This window comes from Pseudomonas sp. Emmai, assembly GCF_055179735.1.
On sequence record NZ_CM143685.1, the window covers coordinates 3,868,507 to 3,892,587 of the forward strand.

Annotated in this window: 18 protein-coding genes; 7 read left to right on the forward strand and 11 right to left on the reverse strand. The window is 59.3% G+C overall.

What is annotated here, in order from left to right; translation table 11 throughout:
• Positions 1 to 132 precede the first annotated feature (132 nt).
• From ACY4LX_RS17930 to ACY4LX_RS17940, 3 genes are all read right to left on the reverse strand, one after another.
• Positions 133 to 498 (reverse strand): histone-like nucleoid-structuring protein, MvaT/MvaU family, encoded by a 366-nt coding sequence (locus ACY4LX_RS17930; RefSeq protein WP_123408041.1) that lies wholly within the window; start codon positions 496 to 498, stop codon positions 133 to 135.
• 224 nt (positions 499 to 722) lie between these two features.
• Positions 723 to 2,258 (reverse strand): EAL domain-containing protein, encoded by a 1,536-nt coding sequence (locus ACY4LX_RS17935; protein ID WP_463257295.1) that lies wholly within the window; start codon positions 2,256 to 2,258, stop codon positions 723 to 725.
• A gap of 23 nt (positions 2,259 to 2,281) precedes the next feature.
• Positions 2,282 to 3,175 carry a LysR family transcriptional regulator gene (locus tag ACY4LX_RS17940; protein WP_463257296.1) on the reverse strand — a complete coding sequence of 298 codons (894 nt, stop codon included), beginning with the start codon at positions 3,173 to 3,175 and terminating at the stop codon, positions 2,282 to 2,284.
• A 69-nt stretch (positions 3,176 to 3,244) separates the two neighbouring features.
• Here ACY4LX_RS17940 and ACY4LX_RS17945 point away from each other — a divergent pair, with 69 nt between their 5' ends.
• The gene (locus ACY4LX_RS17945; RefSeq protein ID WP_463257297.1) at positions 3,245 to 4,189 is read left to right on the forward strand and encodes a DMT family transporter; all 945 of its coding nucleotides are present in this window, start codon (positions 3,245 to 3,247) and stop codon (positions 4,187 to 4,189) included.
• Between the two features lie 252 nt (positions 4,190 to 4,441).
• Positions 4,442 to 5,518 carry a 4-hydroxyphenylpyruvate dioxygenase gene (hppD, locus tag ACY4LX_RS17950; RefSeq protein ID WP_463257298.1) on the forward strand — a complete coding sequence of 359 codons (1,077 nt, stop codon included), beginning with the start codon at positions 4,442 to 4,444 and terminating at the stop codon, positions 5,516 to 5,518.
• Between the two features lie 151 nt (positions 5,519 to 5,669).
• Here hppD and rarD read toward each other — a convergent pair whose 3' ends face one another.
• The 3 genes from rarD to ACY4LX_RS17965 form a co-directional block, all read right to left on the reverse strand.
• Positions 5,670 to 6,557 carry an EamA family transporter RarD gene (gene rarD / locus ACY4LX_RS17955; protein WP_463257299.1) on the reverse strand — a complete coding sequence of 296 codons (888 nt, stop codon included), beginning with the start codon at positions 6,555 to 6,557 and terminating at the stop codon, positions 5,670 to 5,672.
• A 257-nt stretch (positions 6,558 to 6,814) separates the two neighbouring features.
• Entirely contained in the window at positions 6,815 to 7,828 is a 1,014-nt protein-coding gene (locus ACY4LX_RS17960; RefSeq protein WP_149661736.1) for an aldo/keto reductase, read from the reverse strand.
• 242 nt (positions 7,829 to 8,070) lie between these two features.
• Positions 8,071 to 9,381, reverse strand: coding sequence for an MFS transporter (locus ACY4LX_RS17965; protein WP_463257300.1), 1,311 nt, complete (start codon positions 9,379 to 9,381; stop codon positions 8,071 to 8,073).
• Positions 9,382 to 9,551: 170 nt separating this feature from the next.
• On the opposite strand from ACY4LX_RS17965, the gene ACY4LX_RS17970 reads away from it, so the two are divergent.
• The 4 genes from ACY4LX_RS17970 (at position 9,552) to ACY4LX_RS17985 (ending at position 15,265) form a co-directional block, all read left to right on the forward strand.
• Positions 9,552 to 10,664, forward strand: a complete 1,113-nt coding sequence (locus ACY4LX_RS17970) for a sugar diacid recognition domain-containing protein (protein ID WP_149661739.1) — start codon at positions 9,552 to 9,554, stop codon at positions 10,662 to 10,664.
• 227 nt (positions 10,665 to 10,891) lie between these two features.
• Positions 10,892 to 12,034 carry a glycerate kinase gene (locus ACY4LX_RS17975; RefSeq protein ID WP_463257301.1) on the forward strand — a complete coding sequence of 381 codons (1,143 nt, stop codon included), beginning with the start codon at positions 10,892 to 10,894 and terminating at the stop codon, positions 12,032 to 12,034.
• Between the two features lie 377 nt (positions 12,035 to 12,411).
• Positions 12,412 to 14,037, forward strand: a complete 1,626-nt coding sequence (locus ACY4LX_RS17980) for a methyl-accepting chemotaxis protein (protein ID WP_463257302.1) — start codon at positions 12,412 to 12,414, stop codon at positions 14,035 to 14,037.
• 40 nt (positions 14,038 to 14,077) lie between these two features.
• Entirely contained in the window at positions 14,078 to 15,265 is a 1,188-nt protein-coding gene (locus ACY4LX_RS17985) for a pyridoxal phosphate-dependent aminotransferase (RefSeq protein WP_149661742.1), read from the forward strand.
• Between the two features lie 182 nt (positions 15,266 to 15,447).
• On the opposite strand, the gene ACY4LX_RS17990 is transcribed toward ACY4LX_RS17985, so the two are convergent.
• The 5 genes from ACY4LX_RS17990 to ACY4LX_RS18010 all read right to left on the reverse strand — a co-directional run bounded on the left by ACY4LX_RS17990 (position 15,448) and on the right by ACY4LX_RS18010 (position 20,784).
• A complete protein-coding gene (locus tag ACY4LX_RS17990) occupies positions 15,448 to 16,425 on the reverse strand; it encodes an NAD(P)-dependent oxidoreductase (protein WP_463257303.1) in 978 nt (325 codons plus the stop codon).
• A gap of 21 nt (positions 16,426 to 16,446) precedes the next feature.
• Positions 16,447 to 17,745, reverse strand: a complete 1,299-nt coding sequence (locus tag ACY4LX_RS17995; RefSeq protein WP_149661744.1) for an MFS transporter — start codon at positions 17,743 to 17,745, stop codon at positions 16,447 to 16,449.
• Between the two features lie 118 nt (positions 17,746 to 17,863).
• Positions 17,864 to 18,838, reverse strand: coding sequence for a sugar kinase (locus ACY4LX_RS18000; RefSeq protein ID WP_463257304.1), 975 nt, complete (start codon positions 18,836 to 18,838; stop codon positions 17,864 to 17,866).
• Positions 18,831 to 19,613 carry a sugar phosphate isomerase/epimerase family protein gene (locus tag ACY4LX_RS18005; protein ID WP_463257305.1) on the reverse strand — a complete coding sequence of 261 codons (783 nt, stop codon included), beginning with the start codon at positions 19,611 to 19,613 and terminating at the stop codon, positions 18,831 to 18,833. The genes ACY4LX_RS18000 and ACY4LX_RS18005 overlap by 8 nt, the downstream gene beginning before the upstream one ends.
• A gap of 145 nt (positions 19,614 to 19,758) precedes the next feature.
• Positions 19,759 to 20,784 carry a LacI family DNA-binding transcriptional regulator gene (locus ACY4LX_RS18010; protein ID WP_463257306.1) on the reverse strand — a complete coding sequence of 342 codons (1,026 nt, stop codon included), beginning with the start codon at positions 20,782 to 20,784 and terminating at the stop codon, positions 19,759 to 19,761.
• A 248-nt stretch (positions 20,785 to 21,032) separates the two neighbouring features.
• Between ACY4LX_RS18010 and ACY4LX_RS18015 the strand changes: the two genes are divergently transcribed.
• Positions 21,033 to 23,852: a hypothetical protein gene (locus tag ACY4LX_RS18015; protein WP_463257307.1), complete on the forward strand. Its 2,820-nt coding sequence runs from the start codon at positions 21,033 to 21,035 to the stop codon at positions 23,850 to 23,852.
• Positions 23,853 to 24,081 lie beyond the last annotated feature (229 nt).

Genomic DNA, 24,081 nt, shown 5'->3' on the forward strand with positions numbered 1-24,081 from the left:
GAGCGTCGGTTCAGGTGGCAGCCTCCTTTACAAGGAGTTTCCAACTTGATCGGCGGTCAATCGTTGTATTTGTTAGATATTGTCCATAAAAAAACCCTGCATTAGCAGGGCTTTTTTTGTTGCCGCGAAGGGTTAGCCGCGCAACCAGGAATCGACGGTAGCAGCGCCGTACTGTTCTTTCCAGGCTTTCAGGCCGCGGTGGTTACCGCCCTTGGTTTCAATCAGTTCACCGGTGTGCGGGTTGTGATAGACCTTGACGACGCGGGCGCGACGGGTTTTAGGCGCTGCGGCCTGTTGCAGGCCCGATTTAGCCGGGTTCGGATCGAGAATGGCGATGATGTCGCGCAGGCTTTTGCCGTAAGTTTTCATCAGCCCCTGGAGCTTTTCTTCGAATTCGATTTCTTTCTTGAGCCCGGCATCGTTCTTCAAGGATTCGAGCTGCTTGAGCTGCTCTTGAAGGGCCTTTTCAGCTGCACGAAATTCAGCGAGTCTGGACAATATCTTTACTCCAATAGTGTGTTTGGCTGATACCAACCGCAAACAAAGCTATAAGCCAAGAGCCTTGAAGCGACTCGGTGATAATGGCTCACCTGCCAATCTTGCGCAGGCAAGAAAAATTGTAGTAGTTAATCGTCCAAGAGTAAATCCTGTCTTTTTCTTCATGTAACAACAGCAGTCTTTTGATTCAATTTGGTGCAACATTTTGTTATTTACCCAGCCAGTTAATGGTGACTTAATGCATTAATGAAGTCCGCGCCGGGCATTGGCCGACCGAACAGGTAGCCTTGCAGGAAGTTCACGTTGTGCGCTGTCAGGTAATCGCTTTGCTCTTGGGTTTCCACACCTTCGGCAACAATTCCCAGGTCCAGCTTGGCCGAGAGTTCGATGATGCTGTCCAGAATATGCCGGGAAAGCGCATCGGCACCGATCATGGCGACGAAGCTCTGATCGATTTTCAGGAAGTCCACGTTGAATTGGCGCAAGTACCCCAGACTTGAATGGCCGGTGCCGAAATCATCGATCGCGATCATCACGCCCAACCCGTGAAGTTGCTCGAACAACTGATGAGTCAGGGCCGTCGGTTCGATCAGTTCGCGCTCGGTCAGCTCCAGCACCAGGCTGATGCTATCCGGCGCAAAAGCACCGAGAAACGTTCGGCAATCCTCCACCAGTTCCAGGTCCTGGCAATGGCTGGCGGTAATGTTGATGCCAATATGAAACGGGCTGTCGAAGGAGGCCGATATCGGTGCCAGCAGTGCGGCGGTCTGCTGCATCAATGAACGGGTCATGGGTACGATCAACCCCGAGTGTTCGGCAAACGGGATAAACAGATCCGGCCGCACCAAACCTTCCTTGGGATGACTCCAGCGCATCAGCACCTCGGCGCCGCTCCATTTTTTAGTGTCGCCATGCACCACCGGTTGAAAATACGGAATGAACTCACCGGCCTCCAGTGCGCGCTGCAACTCAACACTCGGCGACGAAGCACGCTTTTGCAGGATGTGCCCGATCGAGCCCGACACCACGCCAAAAAAGATCAGCAGGCTGAACAGCGGCGGGTACTCGCTGCTCATGTAACGCCAGGTCCCACCCTCGGGAAAACCGGCGGCCACGGTAAACGCATACTGCTTGGAAACCCGCACGCTTTGCGCCACCGGCAAGACGGGCAGGGCGCCGTCCCGGACTTTGCCGTCGGCGGCCAACCAGTGATTGCCCACTTGCAGCAACAGCGACGTCTGGCGGCCGATCAACCGCAGCACGTTACTCAAGTGGTAACCGTCGAGGGTGGTCAGCGCGCCCTTGTTTTCATCACTGAGGCGATAGACCAGCAGCGCGGTGTTGGGCGTGACCGGGTTGCCATTCATCAACCACAACTGGCCTTGGGTGTAGTCGCCGGGGTTGACCTTCTCCTGATGTTCGCCGAACAACGAACTGCAATAAAGGTTGTTGTCGTACACCAGATTCGTCGAGCGCACGAAGGGGCGGCGGGTCACCTGTTCACGCAGCGCCAGTGTGGCGTCGTTGCAACTATTGCCAGCCAGGGGCAGCAACACCCGCGCGGCCTCGGCAGTGTTGTCGAGCATCAGATTGAATTGGCGCAAGGCTTCATCGGCGGTTTGTTCGGTGCTTTGCTGCAACGCGCGCCCGGCTTGCATATAAAGGATGGCGAAGCCCAGCAGAACCGGGAGCACCCCGCTCAACACGGTCACAGCAATCCGGGTGCTGCGCTTGCGGCGGGATTTGACGGTTAGTGGCATCTGCGAAACCTGTGGCGATGAAACTAGGAGGATAGATGGCCGTTCGCGCTTTGGCTCAGGCCGGATGCCAGCGAAATAAAAGCCAGAGTCGCCGGCGAAGACTGACGCTGGTCCAACACCGCCAATCCGACCTGGCGCCTGACCGGTGGCGACAGCGGACGTTTCACGTAGCGGCGATCGGCGTCCTGCGGCAATGAGCTTTCGGCGACGACAGTCAGTGCATCGCCACGGCCCACGGTGTCGAGGGTGCTGAGCAACTGTGAGCAGCGGTAACGGATGTTCGGCGTCAGCCTGGCGGCGCTGAACAGCCGGGACACCAGCTCCGAAGAACCGGCCTCGGTCAACACGAAGGGGTCATGGCACAAGTCGCTCAAACTCAAGCTTTTGCGCGCCGTCAGCGGATGATCGGCGGGCAGCAGCGCGACCATCTGGTCCTCCATCAGCGCAAACGTGTCGAAACGGTCCTCGGGCAATACCACGAAACCAATGTCGATGCGCCGCTCTTCAAGCCACTGAATCACCTGGCGATCCGGGCCTTCATCGACGTGCACTTCGATGCCGGGATGCGCTGCGCGGTAATGCTGCAAGATCAGCGGCAGTAACTTGATCGATGACGTCGGGCCGAACGAACCGATGCGCAACGTGCCGCGTTTCATACCACGAGCATCGGCGGCTTCCTGGCGCAGGGTGTTGGCCAACCCGAGCATGGCCCGGGCGCGCAGCAACAGTTGCTGGCCGATGTCGCTGAGTTCGACCTGGGACTGATGCCGGCGCAGCAACTCGACACCCAGTTCCTGTTCCAGGGCCTTGAGCGCATGGGACACCGCCGATTGCGAGATGCCCAGGCGATTGGCGGCGGCGGTGAAGCCGTGCAGTTCGGCCACCAGGGAGAAGATTTCCAGTTGGGTCAGGGTCATGAGTGTTTACTCATTTTACGATGATCAGGTATTAGCCGGATCATACGGCATCTGTGCTTCGGGTGACCTATGAGTAGCTATGAGCAAAACTGGACGAAACCGTCGGACGTGCCGGTGTATCTGAAGCTGGCGGCAGTGACCATGATCTGGGGCGGGACTTTCGTGGCCGGGCGTTTCCTCGCCGACAGCCTCAGCCCGTTGTTTGCCGCGAGCCTGCGGTTTTTGCTGGCCAGCGTGGCGTTGTTGCTGTTTGTGCTACTGGCCCGGATGCCGCTGGTGCGGCCCAGCGCCAGGCAGTGGCTGCAATTGGCGATGCTGGGGTTCTTCGGGATCTTCTTCTACAACCTGTGCTTCTTTTACGGGCTGCATTACATCAACGCCTCACGGGCGTCGTTGATCGTGGCGTTGAATCCAGCGGTGATTGGCCTGGCATCCTGGCTGTTATTCAAGGAACGCCTGAAGCGGGCGAAAGTGGCAGGGATTGCGATCTGCATCGCCGGAGCAGGGCTGGTGATTGTCAGCCGCAACCCGCAACTGCTGGCGGCTAATGCCGACGCGTGGATTGGCGATCTGCTGATCTTCGGCTGCGTGCTGAGTTGGGGGGTCTACTCGTTGTTTTCCAAGGGCTTGAATCAAACGCTGGGGCCGGTGCAAACGGTGACCTATTCGATCCTGTTGGGCACGGCGATGCTTTGGCTCACCAGTGCGGTGCGCGGCGAGTTGAGTGTCGAGGCGCTCATCCGCCTGGGGCCGCAACAATGGCTGAGCCTGATGTACCTGGGCGTACTCGGCTCGGCGCTGGCCTACATCGGCTATTACGACGGCATTCGCAAAATCGGCGCGACCCGTTCCGGCGTGTTCATTGCCTTGAATCCGTTGACCGCCGTCATCCTGGGCGCATTGCTGTTGGGCGAACAACTGACCTTGCCGATGGGCCTGGGCGGCGGGCTGATCCTGGCGGGGATTTACCTGTGCAACAAACCGCTTGCGCCGCCTGTGAAAAAGGGGATTTGATACAGAAGGCGGACAAACCGTTTTACGCTGTGTAGAATCGGGTTACGCATACAATAATAAACGACTTCTGACACCAGAAGCCTCGCCCGCAAGAGCCTTGGGTCGACAATGAAGAGTTTTGGGTTTCAACTGATCTACGGTGACTTCCTCGCCCGCAGCGTGCGCGGCATCTCCTGCGCGCCGCCCGCCAGTCTCAGCATTGCTAGCAACTAACGATCCGTTAATTCTAAAAATGATGATGAGGCGCCAACCATGGCAGATTTATACGAAAACCCAATGGGCCTGATGGGCTTTGAATTCATTGAGTTCGCATCGCCGACCCCGAACACCCTGGAGCCGATCTTCGAGATCATGGGCTTCACCAAGGTCGCGACCCACCGTTCCAAAGACGTGCACCTGTATCGCCAGGGCCAGATCAACCTGATCCTCAACAACGAACCCCACAGCGTCGCTTCGTACTTCGCGGCCGAGCATGGTCCGTCGGTGTGCGGCATGGCGTTTCGCGTCAAGAACGCCCAACAAGCGTTTGCCCGTGCCCTGGAACTCGGCGCCCAGCCGATTCATATCGAAACCGGCCCGATGGAACTGAACCTGCCGGCGATCAAAGGCATCGGCGGTGCGCCGCTGTACCTGATCGACCGTTTCGGCGAAGGCAGCTCGATCTACGACATCGACTTTGTGTTCATCGACGGCGTGGACCGCAATCCGGAAGGGGCGGGCCTGAAGATTATCGATCACCTGACCCACAACGTGTATCGCGGGCGTATGGCCTACTGGGCCAACTTCTACGAGAAGCTGTTCAACTTCCGCGAAATCCGTTACTTCGACATCAAGGGCGAATACACCGGCCTGACTTCCAAGGCCATGACCGCGCCGGATGGCATGATCCGCATCCCGTTGAACGAAGAATCGTCCAAGGGCGCCGGGCAGATCGAAGAGTTCCTGATGCAGTTCAATGGCGAAGGCATCCAGCACGTCGCGTTCCTCAGCGATAACCTGATCGACACCTGGGATCGCCTGAAGAAAATCGGCATGCGCTTCATGACCGCGCCACCGGAAACCTATTACGAAATGCTCGAAGGCCGTTTGCCGAACCATGGCGAGCCGGTTGATCAACTGCAATCGCGCGGGATTTTGCTGGACGGCTCGTCCGAGTCGGGCGACCGCCGCCTGCTGCTGCAGATCTTCTCGGAAACCCTGATGGGCCCGGTGTTCTTCGAATTCATCCAGCGTAAAGGCGACGATGGTTTCGGCGAGGGTAACTTCAAGGCGTTGTTCGAATCGATCGAGCGCGATCAGGTTCGTCGTGGCGTACTGTCCACCGAGTAAGCCACCGCAGATGTAAAAAAGCCCGGTCAGCAGCAATGCTGGCCGGGCTTTTCTTTGGCTGATACATCCCCCTGTAGGAGCGAGGCTTGCCCGCGAAGCTTTTTGGCGCCTTCAAGGACGCCTTCGCGGGCAAGCCTCGCTCCTACATTATTTACATAGGCTTGCGGCGCTGCCGGACCAGATGCTTGAACCCTTCAAACACCAACACCACCACCGCCAGCCAGATCGGAATGTAGGTCAGCCATTCCCCTGGCTTGATACTTTCCCCCAACAGCAACGCCACCCCCAGCAACAGCACCGGCTCGACATAGCTCAGCAAGCCGAACAGGCTGAACGGCAACAAGCGGCTGGCGATGATGTACACCACCAGCGCCGAAGCACTGATCAACCCGAGTACAGGGATCAGCAGCGATAGCCATGGGTATTGATCGAACACGACGAAACCCTGTTCACCGCCCCAGACGAACCAGAACGCCACCGGCAGCATCAAGGTCATGTCCAGCCACAAACCGCCGAGGTTGTCGGTGGTCAGCCATTTGCGCAACACGAAGTACAAGGGATAACCGACGACCACCAGCAGCGTCGCCCAGGAGAAACCGCCGACCTGATACAACTCGTTGAGCACGCCGAGGGAGGCGAAAAACACGGCGACTTTTTGCAAGTAGGACAAACGCTCGCCATAAGCGATGCGCCCGGTCAGCACCATCGCCAGCGGCAACAGGAAATAGCCCAGCGACACGTCGAGGCTGTAGCCGTTAAGCGGTGCCCACATGAACAGCCAGAGTTGCAGGCCAAGTAGCGTCGCCGAGACGACCAGACCGGCGAACAACTTGGGTTTACCGCCCAGGCGCTTGAGGATGTCGAGCGAGCGCCGCCATTCACCGGACACCAGCATGAACACTGTCATGCAGGGCACGGTCAGCAGCATCCGCCAGCCGAAGATTTCTACGCCGCTCAAGGGCGTGAGCAGCGAGGTGTAGTAATACATGACGGCAAACAGCACCGAGGCTGTGACCGATAAAGCGATACCTTTAGACAAACTGTCCTCGCGGGGTTGAACGTGAAACGGGGGGCGGAGGATACGTGGTTTTAGCTTAGAACATTGTCTGATTGATCAAGATCGTTCACAGATGATCGTTCCCACGCTCTGCGTGGGAACGATCAAACCGGGATTTGGCGAACGCCACAGTTCCCTTGTAGGAGCGAAGCTTGCTCGCGAAAGCGGATTTCCAGCCAACATCGATGTTGGATATCAAGACGTCTTCGCGAGCAAGCTTCGTTCCCACAGGGTGTGTGTCAGCTGTTGCGGGGTTTACGGCCCGAGACGAAATGGCTCACGTCATTGAAGCCCGGTGTCGAGGAGTGGCCCGGTGTCACCAGCGAGTCAATGAACGCCTCATCTTCCGCCGTGATCTTCACCGTCTGCGCCTTGGTGTAGGCGTCCCACTGTTCCTCGGTGCGCGGCCCGACGATGGCGGAGGTGACGGCGCTGTTATTGATCACCCAGGCAATGGCGAATTCGACGATGCCCACGCCACGGCCCTGGGTGTATTGCTGGATCTGCTGGGCGATGCGCAGCGACTCGACGCGCCATTCGGTTTCGAGGATGCGTTTGTCTTGGCGCCCGGCGCGGCTGTTGGCGTCCGGCGTGACGTCCGGTGCGTATTTGCCGCTGAGCACGCCGCGCGCCAATGGGCTGTAAGGCACCACGCCGAGGCCATAGGCGTGGGCGGCGGTGATCTGTTCGGTTTCAGCCTGGCGATTGACGATGTTGTACAACGGCTGGCTGATCACCGGCCGGTCGACGCCAAGCTTGTCGGCCACGCGAATGACTTCGGCGATGCGCCAGCCACGGTAGTTGGACAGGCCCCAATAGCGGATCTTGCCTTGGCGGATCAGGTCGCCGATGGCCGAGATCGTCACTTCGAGCGGCGTGTTGTGGTCTTCGCGGTGCAGGTAATAGATGTCGACATAGTCGGTGCCCAGGCGGGTCAGGCTGGCATCGATGCCGTTGAAAATGTGCTTGCGACTGAGGCCGCTGCGGTTCGGCACGCCGTCCACCGGGCCGAAACCGACCTTGGTGGCGAGCACCCATTCGTGACGGTTGCCGGCAATCGCCTCACCGACGATCTCTTCGGAGCGGCCGCCGGTATAGACGTCCGCGGTGTCGATGAAGTTGATGCCCTGGTCCCAGGCCTTGTCGATGATCCGCAGGGAATCTTCGGTGCTGGTCTGTTCGCCGAACATCATGGTGCCCAGGGTCAACGTAGAGACTTGCAGACCCGAATGACCCAACGTGCGGTAACTCATGACGAAATCCTTTTGCCGATGGAAAGGCGTCAATCAAATACCAGAACGGTGGCCGGGAGCAACCGGATTTATCGACACAACTCCATTTTGGCCAGGGGCAATAAACGGCCATTGTGGCGAGGGAGCTTGCTCCCGCTGGGCTGCGTAGCAGCCCCAAATTCTGCAAATATTCACGATTTTGCGAGTGCTGCGCACTCGAGCGGGAGCAAGCTCCCTCGCCACAAAAGCACCTTGCTTGCTCGTTAAACCTTCAACGTACGCGTCATCCGCAACGCCAGCACACTGCCGCAGACAATCACGCCCGCCAGCAGATACAACGCCGCATCGGTCGACCCGGTGCTGTCCTTGACCCAACCCACCAGATACGGGCTGAGGAAACCGGCCATTTGGCCCATGGAGTTGATCAACGCCAAACCGCCCGCCGCCGCACCGGCACTCAGCAGCGCGGTCGGCACTGGCCAGAACATCGGCAGGCCGGTGAGGGCGCCCATGGTCGCGATGGTTAAACCAAGAATCGCAATCGCCGGCGTCGTGGCGAAGTTCACCGCGATCAGCAGACCGACCGCGCCCATCAACATCGGCACCACCAAATGCCAGCGCCGCTCTTTGCGCAAGTCCGCCGAACGACCGACCAGCAACATGAACATCGCCGCCAGCAGGTAGGGAATCGCACTCAACCAGCCAATCACCAGGTTATCGCTGAATCCCAGGTTCTTGATGATCGACGGCAGCCAGAAGTTGATCGCATAAACACCGCTCTGGATGCAGAAATAGATCAAGCCGAACGCCCAGATCGCCGGGTTCTTGAACACCGCCAGCAGCGAATCGGTGGTGGTTTTCGGCTTGTTGGCCAGGTCTTGCGCGTGGTCCGCTTCCAGTACCGAACGCTCGAACGGCGTCAGCCACTTGGCATTGGCGTAACTGTCGCTGAGCAGGAAGTAGGCGAGGGCGCCGAGGATTACAGTTGGGATCCCTTGCAGTAAAAACATCCACTGCCAGCCGGCCAAACCCGCCTGGCCAGCGCCGAAGTGATTGAGGATCCAGCCGGAAAACGGGCTGCCGAGCAGGCCGGACACCGGGATCGCCGACATGAACAGCGCCATGATGCGACCACGGCGGAAGGTCGGGAACCACTGCGAGAGATAGAGCACCACGCCCGGGAAGAACCCGGCTTCGGCCGCGCCGGTGAACAGACGCAAGGTGTAGAACTCGGTGGGCGTGGTGACGAACAGCAGGCAGGTCGAGAGCGAACCCCAGACAATCATCATCAGCGCAATCCAGCGCCGTGGGCCGAATTTGGTCAGGGCCAGGTTGCTCGGTACGCCACACAATACGTAGCCGATAAAGAAGATCCCGGCGCCGAGGCCGTACACGGTTTCACTGAATTTCAGGGCGTCGAGCATCTGCAGCTTGGCGAATCCAACGTTGACCCGGTCGAGGTAGTTGAACAAGTAGCAGATGAAGATGAAGGGGATCAATCGAAGGGTAATGCGTTTGTAGACGGCGTTTTTTTCGTCAGCAATGGTCTGGGTAACGGCTGCGCTCTGTGACATGGCGGGCTCTCTCTTTATTATGATTTTTTGCGATGCAAAGGGTAACGTTGATCGCCCTGTGAGTCTCGGCCACCGCTTGGGTGGTTGTCTTTGTGCCTGAGCACAGGGTTTGCCCACAAGGCCTGTGCGGGTGAACAACCCGTCCCTCCACGCTTTCAAGGATCTGCCCAATGTTTGAACTCGATCACGACCTGGCCCAGGACATCGTCGACCGGGCCATGGCCATCCTGCCGTACAACGTCAACGTCATGGACAGCCAGGGGCTGATCCTCGGCAGCGGCGAGCCCGAGCGGATCAACACCCGCCACGAAGGCGCGCAACTGGTGCTGGCCAACGGGCGCGTGGTGGAGATCGACGCGCAAACCGCGATTCACCTCAAAGGCGTGCAGCCGGGGATCAACCTGCCGTTGTTGCTCGATCAACGGCTGATCGGCGTGCTCGGCATCACCGGCGAACCCGAGCAGTTGCGCACCTACGCCGAGCTGGTGCGCATGACCGCCGAGATGCTGGTGGGCCAGCGCAATCAGCAGGCGGAACAGCAATGGCGACGCCAGCGTTGCGATGATTTGCTCGCCTTGTTGTTGACCGACGCGGGGGATTCGCCGCGTCTGGTGGATGAGGCGCAACAATTGGGCCTCAAGCCGCAGCTATCGCGGGTGCCGTATCTGTTCGAGTTGGGCCTGGAACACGGGCCGGGGCAGACCGTCGAAGCCCTCAGCGCCTGGCTGATCAGCCGTTATCCCGACAGTTGGTGTGTCAGCTCCGCCAAGTCCTCGCTGCTGTGGTGCCGGCCGGCGAGCCAGGCGATCGAGCATGAACGGTTGCTGGAAAAACTCGATGGCCTGGGCTGGAACATTTTGCGCATCGCCGTGGGCGGGCAGGCCGATGGGTTGCCGGGGTTGCGCCGCTGCTATCGCCGGGTCGGTGATCTGCTGGCCTATGGACGCGATGTGTTGCCGCGCTCGCGGTTGCTGAGGCTGAACCGTTATCGGCTGCCAGTGATGCTCTGGCGGCATCGCAACGACGACGCGCTGGACGAGTTGCTCAAGCCGTTGCGCAAAGTCATCGCCAAGGACAATAACGGTCAATTGCTGGCGACCCTGCGTTGCTGGTGCGACCACGATGGGCAAAGCCAGGCGTGTGCGGATGCGTTGGGGATTCATCGCAACAGTCTGCGTTATCGCATGGAAAGGATTGCCGAGTTGAGTGGGGTTGATCCGTTGCGGCTGGACGGGATGCTGGCGTTGTACCTTGGGGTGCAGTTGCTGCCGCAAACGGAGTGAAAGATGTGGCGACTATATGGACGCCTTCGCGGGCAAGCCTCGCTCCTACAGGGATCGCGGCGCTCGCTCTTGTAGGAGCGAGGCTTGCCCGCGAAGAGGCCCTCCCAGCCACCACAATCCCGGGTTTGTAGAAATGAACAACAAACGCCACCCCCACTTGTGCACCTGACCGGCGTCATCCTCTGGGGCAACTGGCAGCATGGATGCATTGAAAACGGAGAATTCTCATGAAAATCGTCATCGCCCCCGATTCGTTCAAGGACAGCCTGAGTGCCCAAGGCGTCGCCGATGCCATCGCGTTGGGATTGGCCGAGGTCTGGCCGCAGGCGCAGTTGGTCAAGTGCCCGATGGCCGACGGCGGGGAAGGGACGGTCGAATCGATTCTGGCGGCGTGTGCGGGTGAATTGCGCCGCACAACCGTGCGCGGCCCGTTAGGTGCCACGGTTGACGCCGCGTGGGGCTGGCTGCCGCACAACCACACCGCGATCATCGAAATGGCCGAGGCCAGTGGTTTGCAATTGGTGCCGATGGCGCAGCGCGATGCCTGCGTCAGCAGCACTTTCGGCACCGGCGAACTGATCCGCGCCGCGCTGGATGCCGGGGCGCAGCGGGTGATCCTGGCGATTGGCGGTAGCGCCACCAACGACGCTGGCGCCGGGGCGATGCAGGCCCTGGGCGTCAAACTGTTCGATGCCCAGGGCCAAATCCTCGCGCCCGGTGGCCTGGCGCTGGCGCAACTGGCCCGCATTGACCTGAGCGACATCGATCCGCGCTTGAACGCGGTGCGCTTCGACATCGCTGCCGACGTCAACAATCCCCTGTGCGGACCCCACGGTGCCTCGGTGATTTTTGGCCCGCAGAAAGGTGCATCGCCGTCGCAGGTCCAGCAACTGGATCAGGCCCTTGGGCTGTTTGCCGATGTGTGCGCGCAAGCCTTGGACAAAGACGTGCGCGATGAACCGGGCAGCGGCGCGGCGGGTGGCCTGGGGTTCGCGGCCAAGGCGTTCCTGGGGGCGCAATTTCAGGCTGGTGTGGAAGTGGTCGCGGAACTGGTTGGCCTGGCCGAGGCGGTGGAGGGCGCGGACCTGGTGATTACCGGTGAAGGCCGATTCGATGCCCAGACCTTGCGCGGCAAGACGCCGTTTGGCGTGGCGCGGATTGCCTGCCGGCAAGGTGTGCCGGTCATCGTGATCGCCGGGACCTTGGGTGAGGGTTATCAAGAACTCTACGAGCACGGCATCGACGCCGCGTTTGCCCTGGCGAGCGGGCCGATGACGCTGGAGCAGGCGTGTGCCGAGGCGCCTCGGTTGTTGCGGGAGCGGGCGAGCGATATTGCGCGGGTTTGGCAGATCGCTTCCCAAAAGACCTGAACGCGATCCTCAGGGTAGAGCGTTTTTGTGGCGAGGGGGCTTGCCCCCGTTGGGGCGCGTAGCGGCCCCTGGCATTCTTTCAGTCATTCCGTGCAAGCAGGTTTAGCGCCTGCTTCGCAGGCGAACGGGGTAGAGCCCCCCCTCGCCACAATGGACTCGCCCCTGCAGCACAGGTGTTTCGCCGCTGAAACACCCCTAACCCCCTTGAAATATTTTTCCACTTCCCCCGTAAAAATCCTCAAGCCCGGCCGATAACCCTCATAGGCGCGCACAAACCAACCATAACAGTGGCGCCAAGCTGATCCCGCCGGCCCCACGCCCGCCCGACAGCGACCACGGCACGGATGCTTCGACGCTCACCCCCCGAGAATCATCCTATGTCCCTGCGTAATCTGAATATCGCGCCTCGAGCGTTCCTCGGTTTTGCCTTCATCGCCTTGCTGGTGATCGTGCTGGGTGTGTTTGCGGTCAATCGCATGTCGATCATCCGCCAGTCCTCGGTCGACATGGGCAGCACCCAACTGCCCAGCGTCACCTTCCTGGGCAATGTCACCGAAAACATCCTGCGCATGCGCATTCTCTCGTTCCGCATTCTGGTTAACCGCGAGCCGGCCAGTCTGCAGGAAGCCGATACGCGCATTGGCGTACTGACCGACAAGGCCCGCAAGGCGCAGGTCGCTTATGCCGCACTGCCGATGGGTCCTGACGAAGCGGCGCTGTATAAAGTGTTCAGCACCACCCTCGACAATTACATGCAAGCCCAGCGGGAAATGCTGGACCTGTCGCGTCAGAACAAAGTCGATGAGATGCGCAGCCTGATCAATACGCGGATCAAGGAAGGCACCGACCTGATGGGCGAACAGCTCAATAAACTGGTGGCTTACAACATCGACGGCGCCAAAGCGGCGGAGACGGTTGCCGAAGACAACTACAACACCGCCGTGAACGGCATCATTGTCGTGTCAGTGGTGGCGGCGCTGATGACTGTGCTGCTGGCCTGGTTGTTAACCCGCAGCATCGTCACACCGTTGAACCGCGCGGTGCAGGCTGCCGAAACCATCGCCGGCGGTAACTTGACCAAAGCCATCGAAGTCGATGGCAAGGACGAACCGGCCCGCCTGCTCGGTGCCTTGTCCGTCATGCAGACCAACCTGCGCCAAACCATCGAGCAGATCGCCGGTTCCGCCACGCAATTGGGCGCTGCCGCCGAAGAACTCAGCACCGTCACCGAAGAAGCCTCGCGCGGCCTGCAACAGCAGAACAACGAAATCGAACAAGCGGCCACCGCCGTCAATGAGATGACCGCCGCCGTGGAAGAAGTGGCGCGCAATGCGGTGTCGACTTCCGAAGCGTCGAACCAGTCGACCCAGGCCGCTCGCGAAGGCCGCAACCGCGTGGTGGAAACCGTCGACGCGATCCAGACCATGACCCACGACGTGCAAAACACCGCGACCATGATCGAAGGCCTGGCCGCACAAGGTCGCGACATCGGCAAGGTGCTGGACGTGATCCGCGCCATCGCCGAGCAAACCAACCTGCTGGCGCTCAACGCCGCCATCGAAGCCGCCCGTGCCGGTGAAGCCGGGCGTGGTTTTGCGGTGGTGGCAGACGAGGTCCGGGCCTTGGCCCATCGCACCGCGCAATCGACCCAGGAAATCGAAAAAATGGTCGCCGGCATCCAGAACGGGACCGGTGAAGCGGTGTCCTCGATGCAGCAAAGCAACCAGCGCACCCAAAGCACCCTGGAAATGGCCCGCGCCGCCGGTGTGGCCCTGGAGCAGATCACCCAATCGATCCACCTGATCAACGAACGCAACCTGGTGATCGCCAGCGCCTCGGAAGAACAGGCCCAGGTGTCCCGCGAAGTCGACCGCAACCTAGTCAACATCCGCGACCTCGCCACTCAGTCCGCCGCCGGTGCCAACCAGACCAGCGCTGCCACTCACGAACTGTCGCGTCTGGCCGTGGATTTGAATGCGATGGTGGCGCGTTTTGTAATTTGAGATAGGGTTGAGTCTGGAGCACGCGCGACAGGAGACGTACATGCGCTATTCAGCCCTGACTCAACGTATTGCCGGTGACGGAGCGGCAGCCTGGAACATTCATGATCGAGCGCTGGAGATGCGCGAGCAGGGCATTGATGTGTTGCTGCTGACGGTGGGCGATCCGGATTTCGACACGCCCAGGCCCATCGTCCAGGCCGCCATCGACAGCCTCTTGGCCGGCGATACCCATTACTCGGATGTGCGTGGCACCCGGGCGTTGCGCAACAGCATCGCCAGTCGGCATCGACGCCGCAGCGGTCAGGCGGTGGATGCCGGGCATGTGATCGTGTTGCCGGGGGCGCAATGTGCGGTGTACTCGGTGGCGCAATGTTTGCTCGATCCGGGCGATGAAGTGATCGTCGCCGAACCGATGTACGTCACCTACGAAGGTGTCTTCGGCGCTTGTGGGGCGAAAGTGGTGCCGGTGGCGGTACGGCCGCAGAACGGTTTTCGCGTGGACCCGGCGGATGTCGCGGCGCTGATCACGGCCAAGACCCGGGTCATTTTGCTGAACAGTCCAAACAATCCTTCCGGCGCCAGCCTTTCATTGAAGCTCTGGCAGGAACTGGCGCTGCTCTGCGTTCGCCACGACTTGTGGCTGATCAGCGACGAGGTCTACAGCGACTTGCTGTACGAAGGCGAGCACGTCAGCCCCGCCAGTCTGCCCGGCATGGCCGAGCGCACGGCGACCATTAACAGCCTGTCCAAATCCCACGCCATGAGCGGTTGGCGCGTCGGTTGGGTGATCGGCCCCAAACCCTTGGCCGAACACTTGATGCACCTGTCGTTGTGCATGCTGTTTGGCATTCCGGATTTCGTGCAGAAAGCCGCGCAAGTGGCGCTGGATGGGGACCTGCCGGAGGTGGCGCAGATGCGCGAAGAGTATCGCCAGCGCCGGGACCTGGTGTGCTCGCGGTTGAGCGCGTGCCCGGGTATCCGGCCGATCGTGCCCGATGGCGGGATGTTCGTGATGGTCGATATACGCCCGACCGGACTCTGCGCCCAGGGGTTTGCCGAGCGGCTGCTGGAGGGGTATGGCGTGTCGGTGCTGGCGGGCGAAGCCTTCGGGCCGAGTGCGGCGGGGCATATTCGCCTGGGGCTGGTGGTGGACCAGGTGAAACTGGCGGACGCGTGTCGGCGGATTGCGCGGTGTGCGGCGGATTTGTTGGAGGCGCGTAGGGCCTGATCGTTCCCGCTGGTTTCGCGGGCCTCTTCGCGGGCAAGCCTCGCTCCTACAGGATCTGCGCAATTGATCGTTCCCACGCTCTGCGTGGGAATGCATCCCGTGACGCTCCGCGTCACATCCAACGGCGGAACGCGGAGCGTCCCTGGCGGCATTCCCACGCAGAGCGTGGGAACGATCATCGCTCAGGCCTTCCAAGCCCCGGCATTCACAAGATTCACCGGCCGTTCTCCGGCCAACGCCAGCAGCAGATTGTCCACCGCGCACCTGGCCATCGCCTCGCGCGTCTCATGGGTCGCCGAGCCAATGTGCGGCGTGGCCACCACGTTATCCAGCCGCAACAATGGCGACGCCGAATCCAGCGGCTCGCGCTCGAACACATCCAGCCCCGCCGCCCGAATCTGCCCCTTGCGCAGGGCGTCAATCAGCGCAGCTTCGTCCACCACTTTGCCCCGGGAAATATTGATGAAGATCGTCTCCGGGCCCATCAAGGCAAACTGCTCAGCCCCGATCAACCCTTCGGTTTCAGCAGTCAGCGGCAAGGTCAGGCACACGAAATCCGCCTCTTGCAACAGTTGCGGCAGGCTGCGGTATTGCGCGTTGAAACGCTGTTCCACCGCCGGTTTCGGCGAGTGGCTGTGATAAATGACCGGCATGCCGAAGCCGAAATGCCCACGCTGGGCCAACGCCTCGCCGATGCGGCCCATGCCGATGATGCCCAAGGTCTTGCCATGCACATCGGTGCCGAACTGTGCCGGGCCAACGTTGCGCTTCCAGTGGCCGGCACGAACCATGTTCGCCAGTTCCACCACGCGGCGGGCACTGGCCAGGATCAATGCAAATCCGGTGTCAGCCGTGGTTTCGGTGAGCACGTCCGGGGTGTTGCTGAGCAGGATCCGGCGCTCGGTCAAATAATCGATGTCGTAGTTGTCGACACCCACCGAAACGCTGGCGATGGCTTCGAGATCGGGGGCCAGATCGAGTAATGCAGCGTCCAGCTTCAGACTGGCGCCGAGCAAGCCCTGGGCCTTGGGCAGGGCCTCGCGCATTTTGGCCAGGCCCTCGGCGTCGAGGCTGTCGATCAGGGTCACTTCAGTCTGCTCATGCAAGCGGGCCATCAGCAACGGCGAGAGTTTCTTGTACAGCACGACCTGCTTTTTCATCGTCATCGTCTCAACTTCAATTCAAGGGTGAGCAGGCACCGGCCGTTTCGCAACGGCCTTGGCCACGACCCGGTCACTGGCGCCGGGCTTGAGGAAAATCGTCAGTACTACCGAGAGCATCAACGCGCCGCTCATCAACAGATACGAAGCACCCGGCGAACCGGTGCTGCTGTTCAGGTAACCGACCAGATAGGAACCGCCAAACGAACCGAGGGCACCCATGCTGTTGATCAGCGCCATGGCGCCACCGGCGACGTTGGCGGGAAGGATTTCCGGGACGATCGCAAAAAACGGCCCATAAGGCGCATACATGCAGGCCCCGGCGATCACCAGCAAGGTGTAGGACCACCAGAAGTGTTCCGCACCCAAAGCGTATGAACCGTAGAACGCAATCGAGGCGATCAGCAACGGCGGCCACACAAAGCGTTTGCGCTTCTGCAACTTGTCCGAGCCCCAGGACACCGCGAGCATCCCAATCACCGCCGCCAGGTACGGCAGCGCCGAGAGCCAGCCGGCCTCGACCATGTCCATCTGCAAACCGGCCTTGAGGATCGACGGCAGCCACAGCACGAAGCCGTAGACGCCGATGCTCCAGCAGAAAAACTGCAGGGCCAGCACGATGACTTTCGGCGAGCGGAAGGCTTCGGCGTAGTTTTTCACCGCTTTGATCCCGACTTGTTCGGCCGCCAGGGCGCTTTCCAGGTCCTGTTTCTCCTGGTCGCTGAGCCACTTGGCCTGGGCTGGACGCTCGTCCGCCAGGCGCCACCAGATAAAGGCCCAGATCACCGCGGGCAAGCCTTCGATGATGAACATCCAGCGCCAGCTGAAATGCTGCACCAGATACCCCGACACCACCGACATCCACAGCATGGTCACCGGGTTGCCGAGGATCAGGAAGGTGTTGGCGCGCGAACGTTCGGCACGGGTGAACCAGTGGCACAGGTACACCAGCATCGCCGGCATCACCGCGGCTTCAACCACGCCGAGCATGAAGCGAATCACGATCAGCCAATAGGCACTGGATACGATCCCGGTCAGGGTCGCGAGGCCGCCCCAGAGGATCAGGCTGACGAAAATCAGCTTCTTTACGCTGTGTTTCTGCGCGTAGATCGCGCCCGGCACCTGGAAGAAAAAGTAACCGAGGAAGAACAGTGCGCCGAGCATCGAGGACAAACCCGGGGTGATCATCAGGTCTTCGGCCATCCCGGAGGCGGCGGCGAACCCGTAGTTGGCGCGGTCCAGATACGCCAGGCTGTAGGTGATGAAGACGATGGGCATGATGTACCACCAGCGGCGGGTGGCGAGTGTTGCGGTTTTCATGATGGTGCTCCTGAGCTTGTTGTTTTTGTCGCAGCAGGTAACGGTGTTCGGTGATCGTTCCCACGCTCTGCGTGGGAATGCCTCTACGGACGCTCCGCGTCCACGGTTGCGCAGAGCGTCACGGGCTGCATTCCCACGCAGGAGCGTGGGAACGATCAGGTATGTGGCTTGGCAATTCGGCGCGGGTCGGCAACCCCTCCATATCCCCTCGACTCTGCACCGCCCGGCTGCCTATCCAGTTGGCGCGCTGCACGGCGTCGGCAAAGCTGTGGTTTTCCAGCAGGGCGCTGATCATGCCGACGGCAAAGCCATCGCCGGCGCCCACGGTGTCGACCACGTTTTGCACCGGCACACCGGCGACGAAGCCCTGGTCCAGGTGCGTGCGGTAATACGCACCGTGTGGCCCCAGTTTGATCGCCACCGCTTCAACCCCTTGGTCGAGGTAAAACGCCGCGATGTCCGCCGGATCCTCAAACCCGGTGAGCAAACGACCTTCGCTCAACCCCGGCAGTACCCAATGGGCGAGGGCGGCGAGGCGATTGATCTCGGTGATCATCTGTTGCTCGCTGGCCCACAGGCTCGGGCGCAGGTTCGGGTCGAAAGACACACTGCGCCCAGCCTCACGCATGCGGGTCATCAATTCAAAGGACATCTCCCGAGCGCTGACGGAAAGCGCCGGAGGAATCCCGGTGGCGTGCAAGTGCCGGGCGTTCAACAGCTCAGGCTGGATCGACTGCACCGACAAGTGACTGGCTGCCGAACCACGGCGGAAATACTCGACCACCGGGTCGCTGCCGTCATCGGCGCGGGACTTGAGTTGAAAACCGGTCGGGTGCGCCGGGTCGATATCGACCTGACTGCAATCCAGGCCTTCTTTGGCCAACGTATCGATTATGAAACGACCCAGCGAATCAGCACCCACCCGGCTTAGCCACGTGACGTTGAACCCCAGCCGCGACAATCCGATGGCGACGTTACTGTCCGCCCCGGCAATGCGCTTATGAAACTGGCCAACCGCCGCCAGGTCACCGCTCTGCTCGGCGACGAACATCGCCATGGTTTCGCCGAACGACAGGATATCGATCTCAGACATGGGCGCTCTCCAACCGTGATTGACCGAGGCGGGCGAGGGTGGCGACGTGTTCGGTGGTCAGTTGCACCAGGTCGTCGCCCTGCAACGGATACTCCGCCGCTCGCATGATGCCTTGGGCCATGTGCCGCAGCAGTTGTTCCCACAGATGCAGGTCGGCGGCGCTCGGTGGTATCGCCACCAGTTTGCCGTCGGCCCGGCGCGCCACAGCCTTGCAATGCACGTAGCCGACATGCCGCCCGAGCAACCGCGCGGCGCTGGCGGCGGACTGGTCCTGCCATTGCCAGTTGCCGATGTCGAAGGTCATCTTGATCGGCAGGTTGTGCTGCTCGACCTCAGCGAAAAAGCGCTGGAACGGCTCAATGCGCCCGCCGTGCAAGGTCTGGTCGTTTTCTACCAACAGGTGCACGGGGCTTTGGCTCAACTGTCGAGCCAACGCCTGCAAGTCGTTGTTGTCGGTGAAATAGCCGAGGGAGACTTTCAGCCACTTGGCGCAAAACAGCTCAGCGCGTTGCAGGGTCTTGAACAATTCAGGATTGGGCTTCGATTGACCGGCCAGCCACAGCTCCATCGGCGAGGAATAGATGCTTTCGAGGCCGCGAGCCTGGGTGTCATCCGCCAGTTGCGCGGGGTCTTCGTGGGTCAACAGTTCTTCGCGCCATTCGATGCGCGTGGCGCCGGCGGCGGCCAGCACCTCGATAAAACTGCCCTGGCCGCGTAGGCGCACAAGGTCGGCGCCGTAGCTCGACAAGCTGATGGAAACGGGTGGTTTATTCATTGTTATTTACCTCTGAAACCGGTTTCATTTTTGTTCAAAAAAAAGGTTTGGAATTTGCGTTGTTCTTTCGGGCGTCTTTGCGGGCAAGTCGGATCGCCGCACCGCTCGCTCCTACAGGTTTCGCTGCGTTTGAATAACGTGTGATTCAACGCAAATCCCCACGGGTCGACCCACGCACCACCAACCGCGCCGCAAAATCCATCGTCCGCACTGGCCCGACATCCCCGCGCAAACGCTTGAGCAAACATTCAAACGCACTCGCGCCAATCTCCGCCGTCGGCTGGGCGAGGGCGGTAATGCCGCTGCCCACCAACGGGTACCAATCCAGATCATCCAACGCAATCAGCCCGACATCCCCAAACAGGTCACAGCCAAGCTCACGCAACGCATGGGTGCCGGCCAACGCCGCAATCCCGTTGGCACAGAACAGCGCTTTTGGCCCGGGGCCGGGTGTATCAAGGAAGGTTTGCAAGCGTGAGGTCAGGTCGCTGCCGGTTTCGACGACAGCCCCTTGCAGCGTCGAACGCTGCTCAATCTGCGCCTTGAAACTGCCCACCCGTTCAATCCGCGAGCTGGTGCCGTCAAACGGTTCAGTCACCAACAGCACATCGCGATAACCGCGTTCTTCAAGATGGGCGAGGGCCATGGCGACGGCGGCGGGATTATCCAGCCCGACCAAATCACTCTCGAGCTGCTCGACCTTGCGATCCACCAGCACCAGCGGCATCTCCCGATGCAACTCGCGCAGTTCATCGCGGTGATGACCCAGGGTGTTCACGATCAAGCCTTCGATGTTGTACGAACGCAGCAGCGCCAGGTGCTGGCGTTCTTGCTCGTCATCGCGGTCGGTGTTGCACACCACCAGGCTGTAGCCATGCTGACGGCAGGCGGTTTCCACGCCATGCATCACGGCAATCGAATAAGGGTTACGGATGTCGGCCACCAGCATGCCGATCAGGCGCGTGCGCCCGCGCTTCAGGCCGCGTGCCATCTGGTTGGGGCGGTAACCCAATTCGCTGATGGCGTGTTCGATGCGCTGGGCAATGGCATCGGAGAGCAGGGCGCGGTCATCGCCGATGAAGCGCGAGACGCTGGCCTTGGACACGCCGGCGTGTTCGGCGACGTCAAGCATGGTCACGCGGCTGCGTTGGGCGGCGGAAAAATCGTTCATGGCGGCGTTTTCTTGTTGTTGGATAGCGGTTCGAGTAGTCGTGAAACCGGTTTCAGATAACACCAATCTCTGCACTCTCGTCAAGGCGCGTTCATCTTCTCCAGCAATGCGCAGCCTTCGCCACCCGACGGACGGTCGCTTTACCTGTCAGATCTGACAGTAGGCAACTCCGATGGCTGAGCGTTTAATTCGTCCATGAGCGGTATAGAAGTTACGTATGTCCTACAACCCGGATGGACTAGAAGGCTATGACGACGAAAAATCTGCCGGAATCAGGTGCAGACATATTAGCGGCCCCCCTTTCAGTAGAAGGTGTCGATGATAGCGACCTAGAGGGTTATGTCTCCCGCGAGATATTGCGCAACGGTACTCGCATCATTATTCCTTATTGGCCCAGTCCTCTGAACGATGATGAGCTGTGGATAACACTGTTGCAAAACGGAACTGAACAAAGGCTCTACACGGAGTTCTTAGATCCGCCACAAGCTAATTTTTTATATTTCAGGCTGACACCGCAACACTTGGCGAACGACGGTATTGCATTCTTATCTTATAAAGTCTGGAAAGCATCGGGCGGTACCCCTGATCCTTCGCCGCCAAGAAAACTGACCATCGATCACACGCCACTTCTCAGCCTGGACGAACCGAGATTTCCCCACGCCACCCTTTGGGGTTATCTGAATAACAAAACGGTTCCGCCGCTTACTTCCGGGGCGACTGTTGCGTTACCCGCCTCAACAGGTATCGCATTGCGCGGCGATACCGCCAGAGTGCATTGGCAGGGTTATTTAAGCAAAAATGGAAGCACTGATCCCGTTGCGGGTACCGAAGGTGTCTTTGATAAACAATTGCTACAGCAGGATGTAGATCAAGGGTATGAACAGGTCGTACCGTTCGACCCTTATATACAGCTTCTTTATGATGACGACTCTGCACTTGCCTATTGGCAGTTGTATAGAGGAGGGCAATTGATTGGCGAGTCGAAAAAAAGTTTGGTGAAAATCGACAGAGTAACACCCGGCGAAAGTGGCCTTGCTGGCCAAACAGCACAAGGAGATACGAAGATGGCACTGAAATACGTACCCAAAAAAAACAGACCCGCGTCCACTGAAATTAGTGAAGCAGGGCCTTTATCTGTTATTACGATAGATACACTTGCTGACGGTTTTGTCGCGAAGAGTGTACTGGACAGCGGCAACCTGACCCTGAATTTTGTCCGCCCAGAAGATGAGTATGACCGTGATGAGTTTGATGTTCTGTATGGGGTGAGAGGCGAGACTCTAGCGCCGTATGACCAAACAATCCAGCTGGGTCCAATTGCGGGCAGGCCTCCCGTCAATGTTCCATTCCAGTTGCCCGCCCGTCTTTTTCCAGAGCTACCTACGCCAGCAGCGCCTACCACTTATGTGGTTCAGATCCAACTTTATAAAGACAGTGGTGGTAACGCGGATCCTTCCAATCTGCTGGAGTTCGTTATCGACCAAACGGCTCCTTTCAATACAAAAAATCCCAGGAGAGAAGTAAGGCCGACGCCAACGCCAGTCTTTGTCAATAGACCTTTAGATGCGCAAGTCACTGTCAACGAAGCCTGGATGACCGCTAACCCTAACGTGAGTGCGACCGTGAACGTTAGTTATGCCCTGCGTCGTCTTGACGACAATCTTCGCGTCGCGCTTCTGGCAGGCACCACGAGGGTTGAGGTCTTTAACGGTACTGTGCCCGCAAACGGTGCATTTACGTTCGCCAGCAGCTTGCTACGTCAACTTCCGAATGGGCGGGTCAATATCGTCTATGACTGGACAGACCTTCCCGGCAACCAGGGTTTGGAGTCTCTGTCAGCGGCGTTTCTGACATTGGCTGTGGCACAAAGACCGGTGCTGAACAAAGCGCCCCTGGTGCCTATAACCGATCCCGGTTACGCCACGCCTATCTATTTGGACGATCTGGCCAGTGGCATTACGGCGATCGTGGAAAACGCGTTTATCCAGAACGCGGAGCCGGGCGATCAAATCTTTTTGACTATTGAAGATGCCAATGACGCGACGCTCTTTCATGAAACTGCCGCCCAACCTTGGGCCGGTGCGAATCTGACGTTCCCACTGACTTACGCAGACTTGGCTAAAGTCTTCGATGATGCCGACGAACCGAAGAGTGTCACCATCAAGTCCACAATTACCCGCACCGGGATGGTCCCCCCCAATCCTGAGTCGCCAGACGCCACTTTTACCCTGGCATTCGACTACGCAGGTCCAGACAACCCGGATCTTCCGGACTTGATCAACCCGAACCTTCAGTTGCCCGTTGTCACTGGCGACTCTGGGACACCGAACGAGTTACTACCCGGCGACCGCGACAAGGCGGGTAAATTTAAAGTGGTATTTGCACTTACTGATCCACCCATCACTCCTGAGCAGACAGCCAAGTGCTACATCAATGATGTATTTATTGCTGACTACATTCCATTTGCCGATCAGGATGAATTTGAAGTTACTATTCCGGCAAATATAATTTCCAGTCTTACGCCCCCTGAAGTGCAAGCTCACTGGACGATTCAAAAGACAGGTAGTGACAAGAATGTCATGCAGTCCAGAGACCGAAGAGTGCTGGTGGGCGGCATCCCAATTACGCTACCGCTACCGACTATCCGAATCCGTAATCCGGCAAATCGCGATTTTATCGAATGTTACGGGATGATCAGTCCTACCAGTAACTACATACTTGGTTTGCAAATTCCAAAGGATTCATTGTTGCCGCCTGGCAAAACAATTACCGCGCATTTTGCGGCCTACAGTGATCCGGGAGGAAATACTCTGATCCCCAATACGGAGGACTCTAAGGATTACGTCATCAAAGCCGCTAATGAGGCTGACGTGGCGCCAATAGGCAGTCCGGCGATTTTCAAAGCAGCACAACCCGTTAGAGGCGCGGTTGCGTATGGCAAATATTGGTATACGACGGATATAAATGGCTCGCAAACGTCTGTGCCTGTTATCAAGCAGTTGGACACTATCAGTAATAGCTTTAACTACTGTGACCAGACGGCAGTTCCTGCAGCGCCAGGGCCATAGTTTTTGTAGTGCTTTGAACAGTATCGCGAGGGAGACCTGACCGTCTCTCTCGCGATTATTTTTGATTCAGGAGTGGGAGGAGGTTTATGCCTACTTACACTGAAGACAATTCCTCAAGAGACAAGGACTTTTCCTACATCAGGCTTTCGCTTGAGTCATTAGGCTGTCGAACGTTTTTTGGATAGAGACATTCAATACTGCCAGAAAACATTTTCAGTATTTGTGCAGG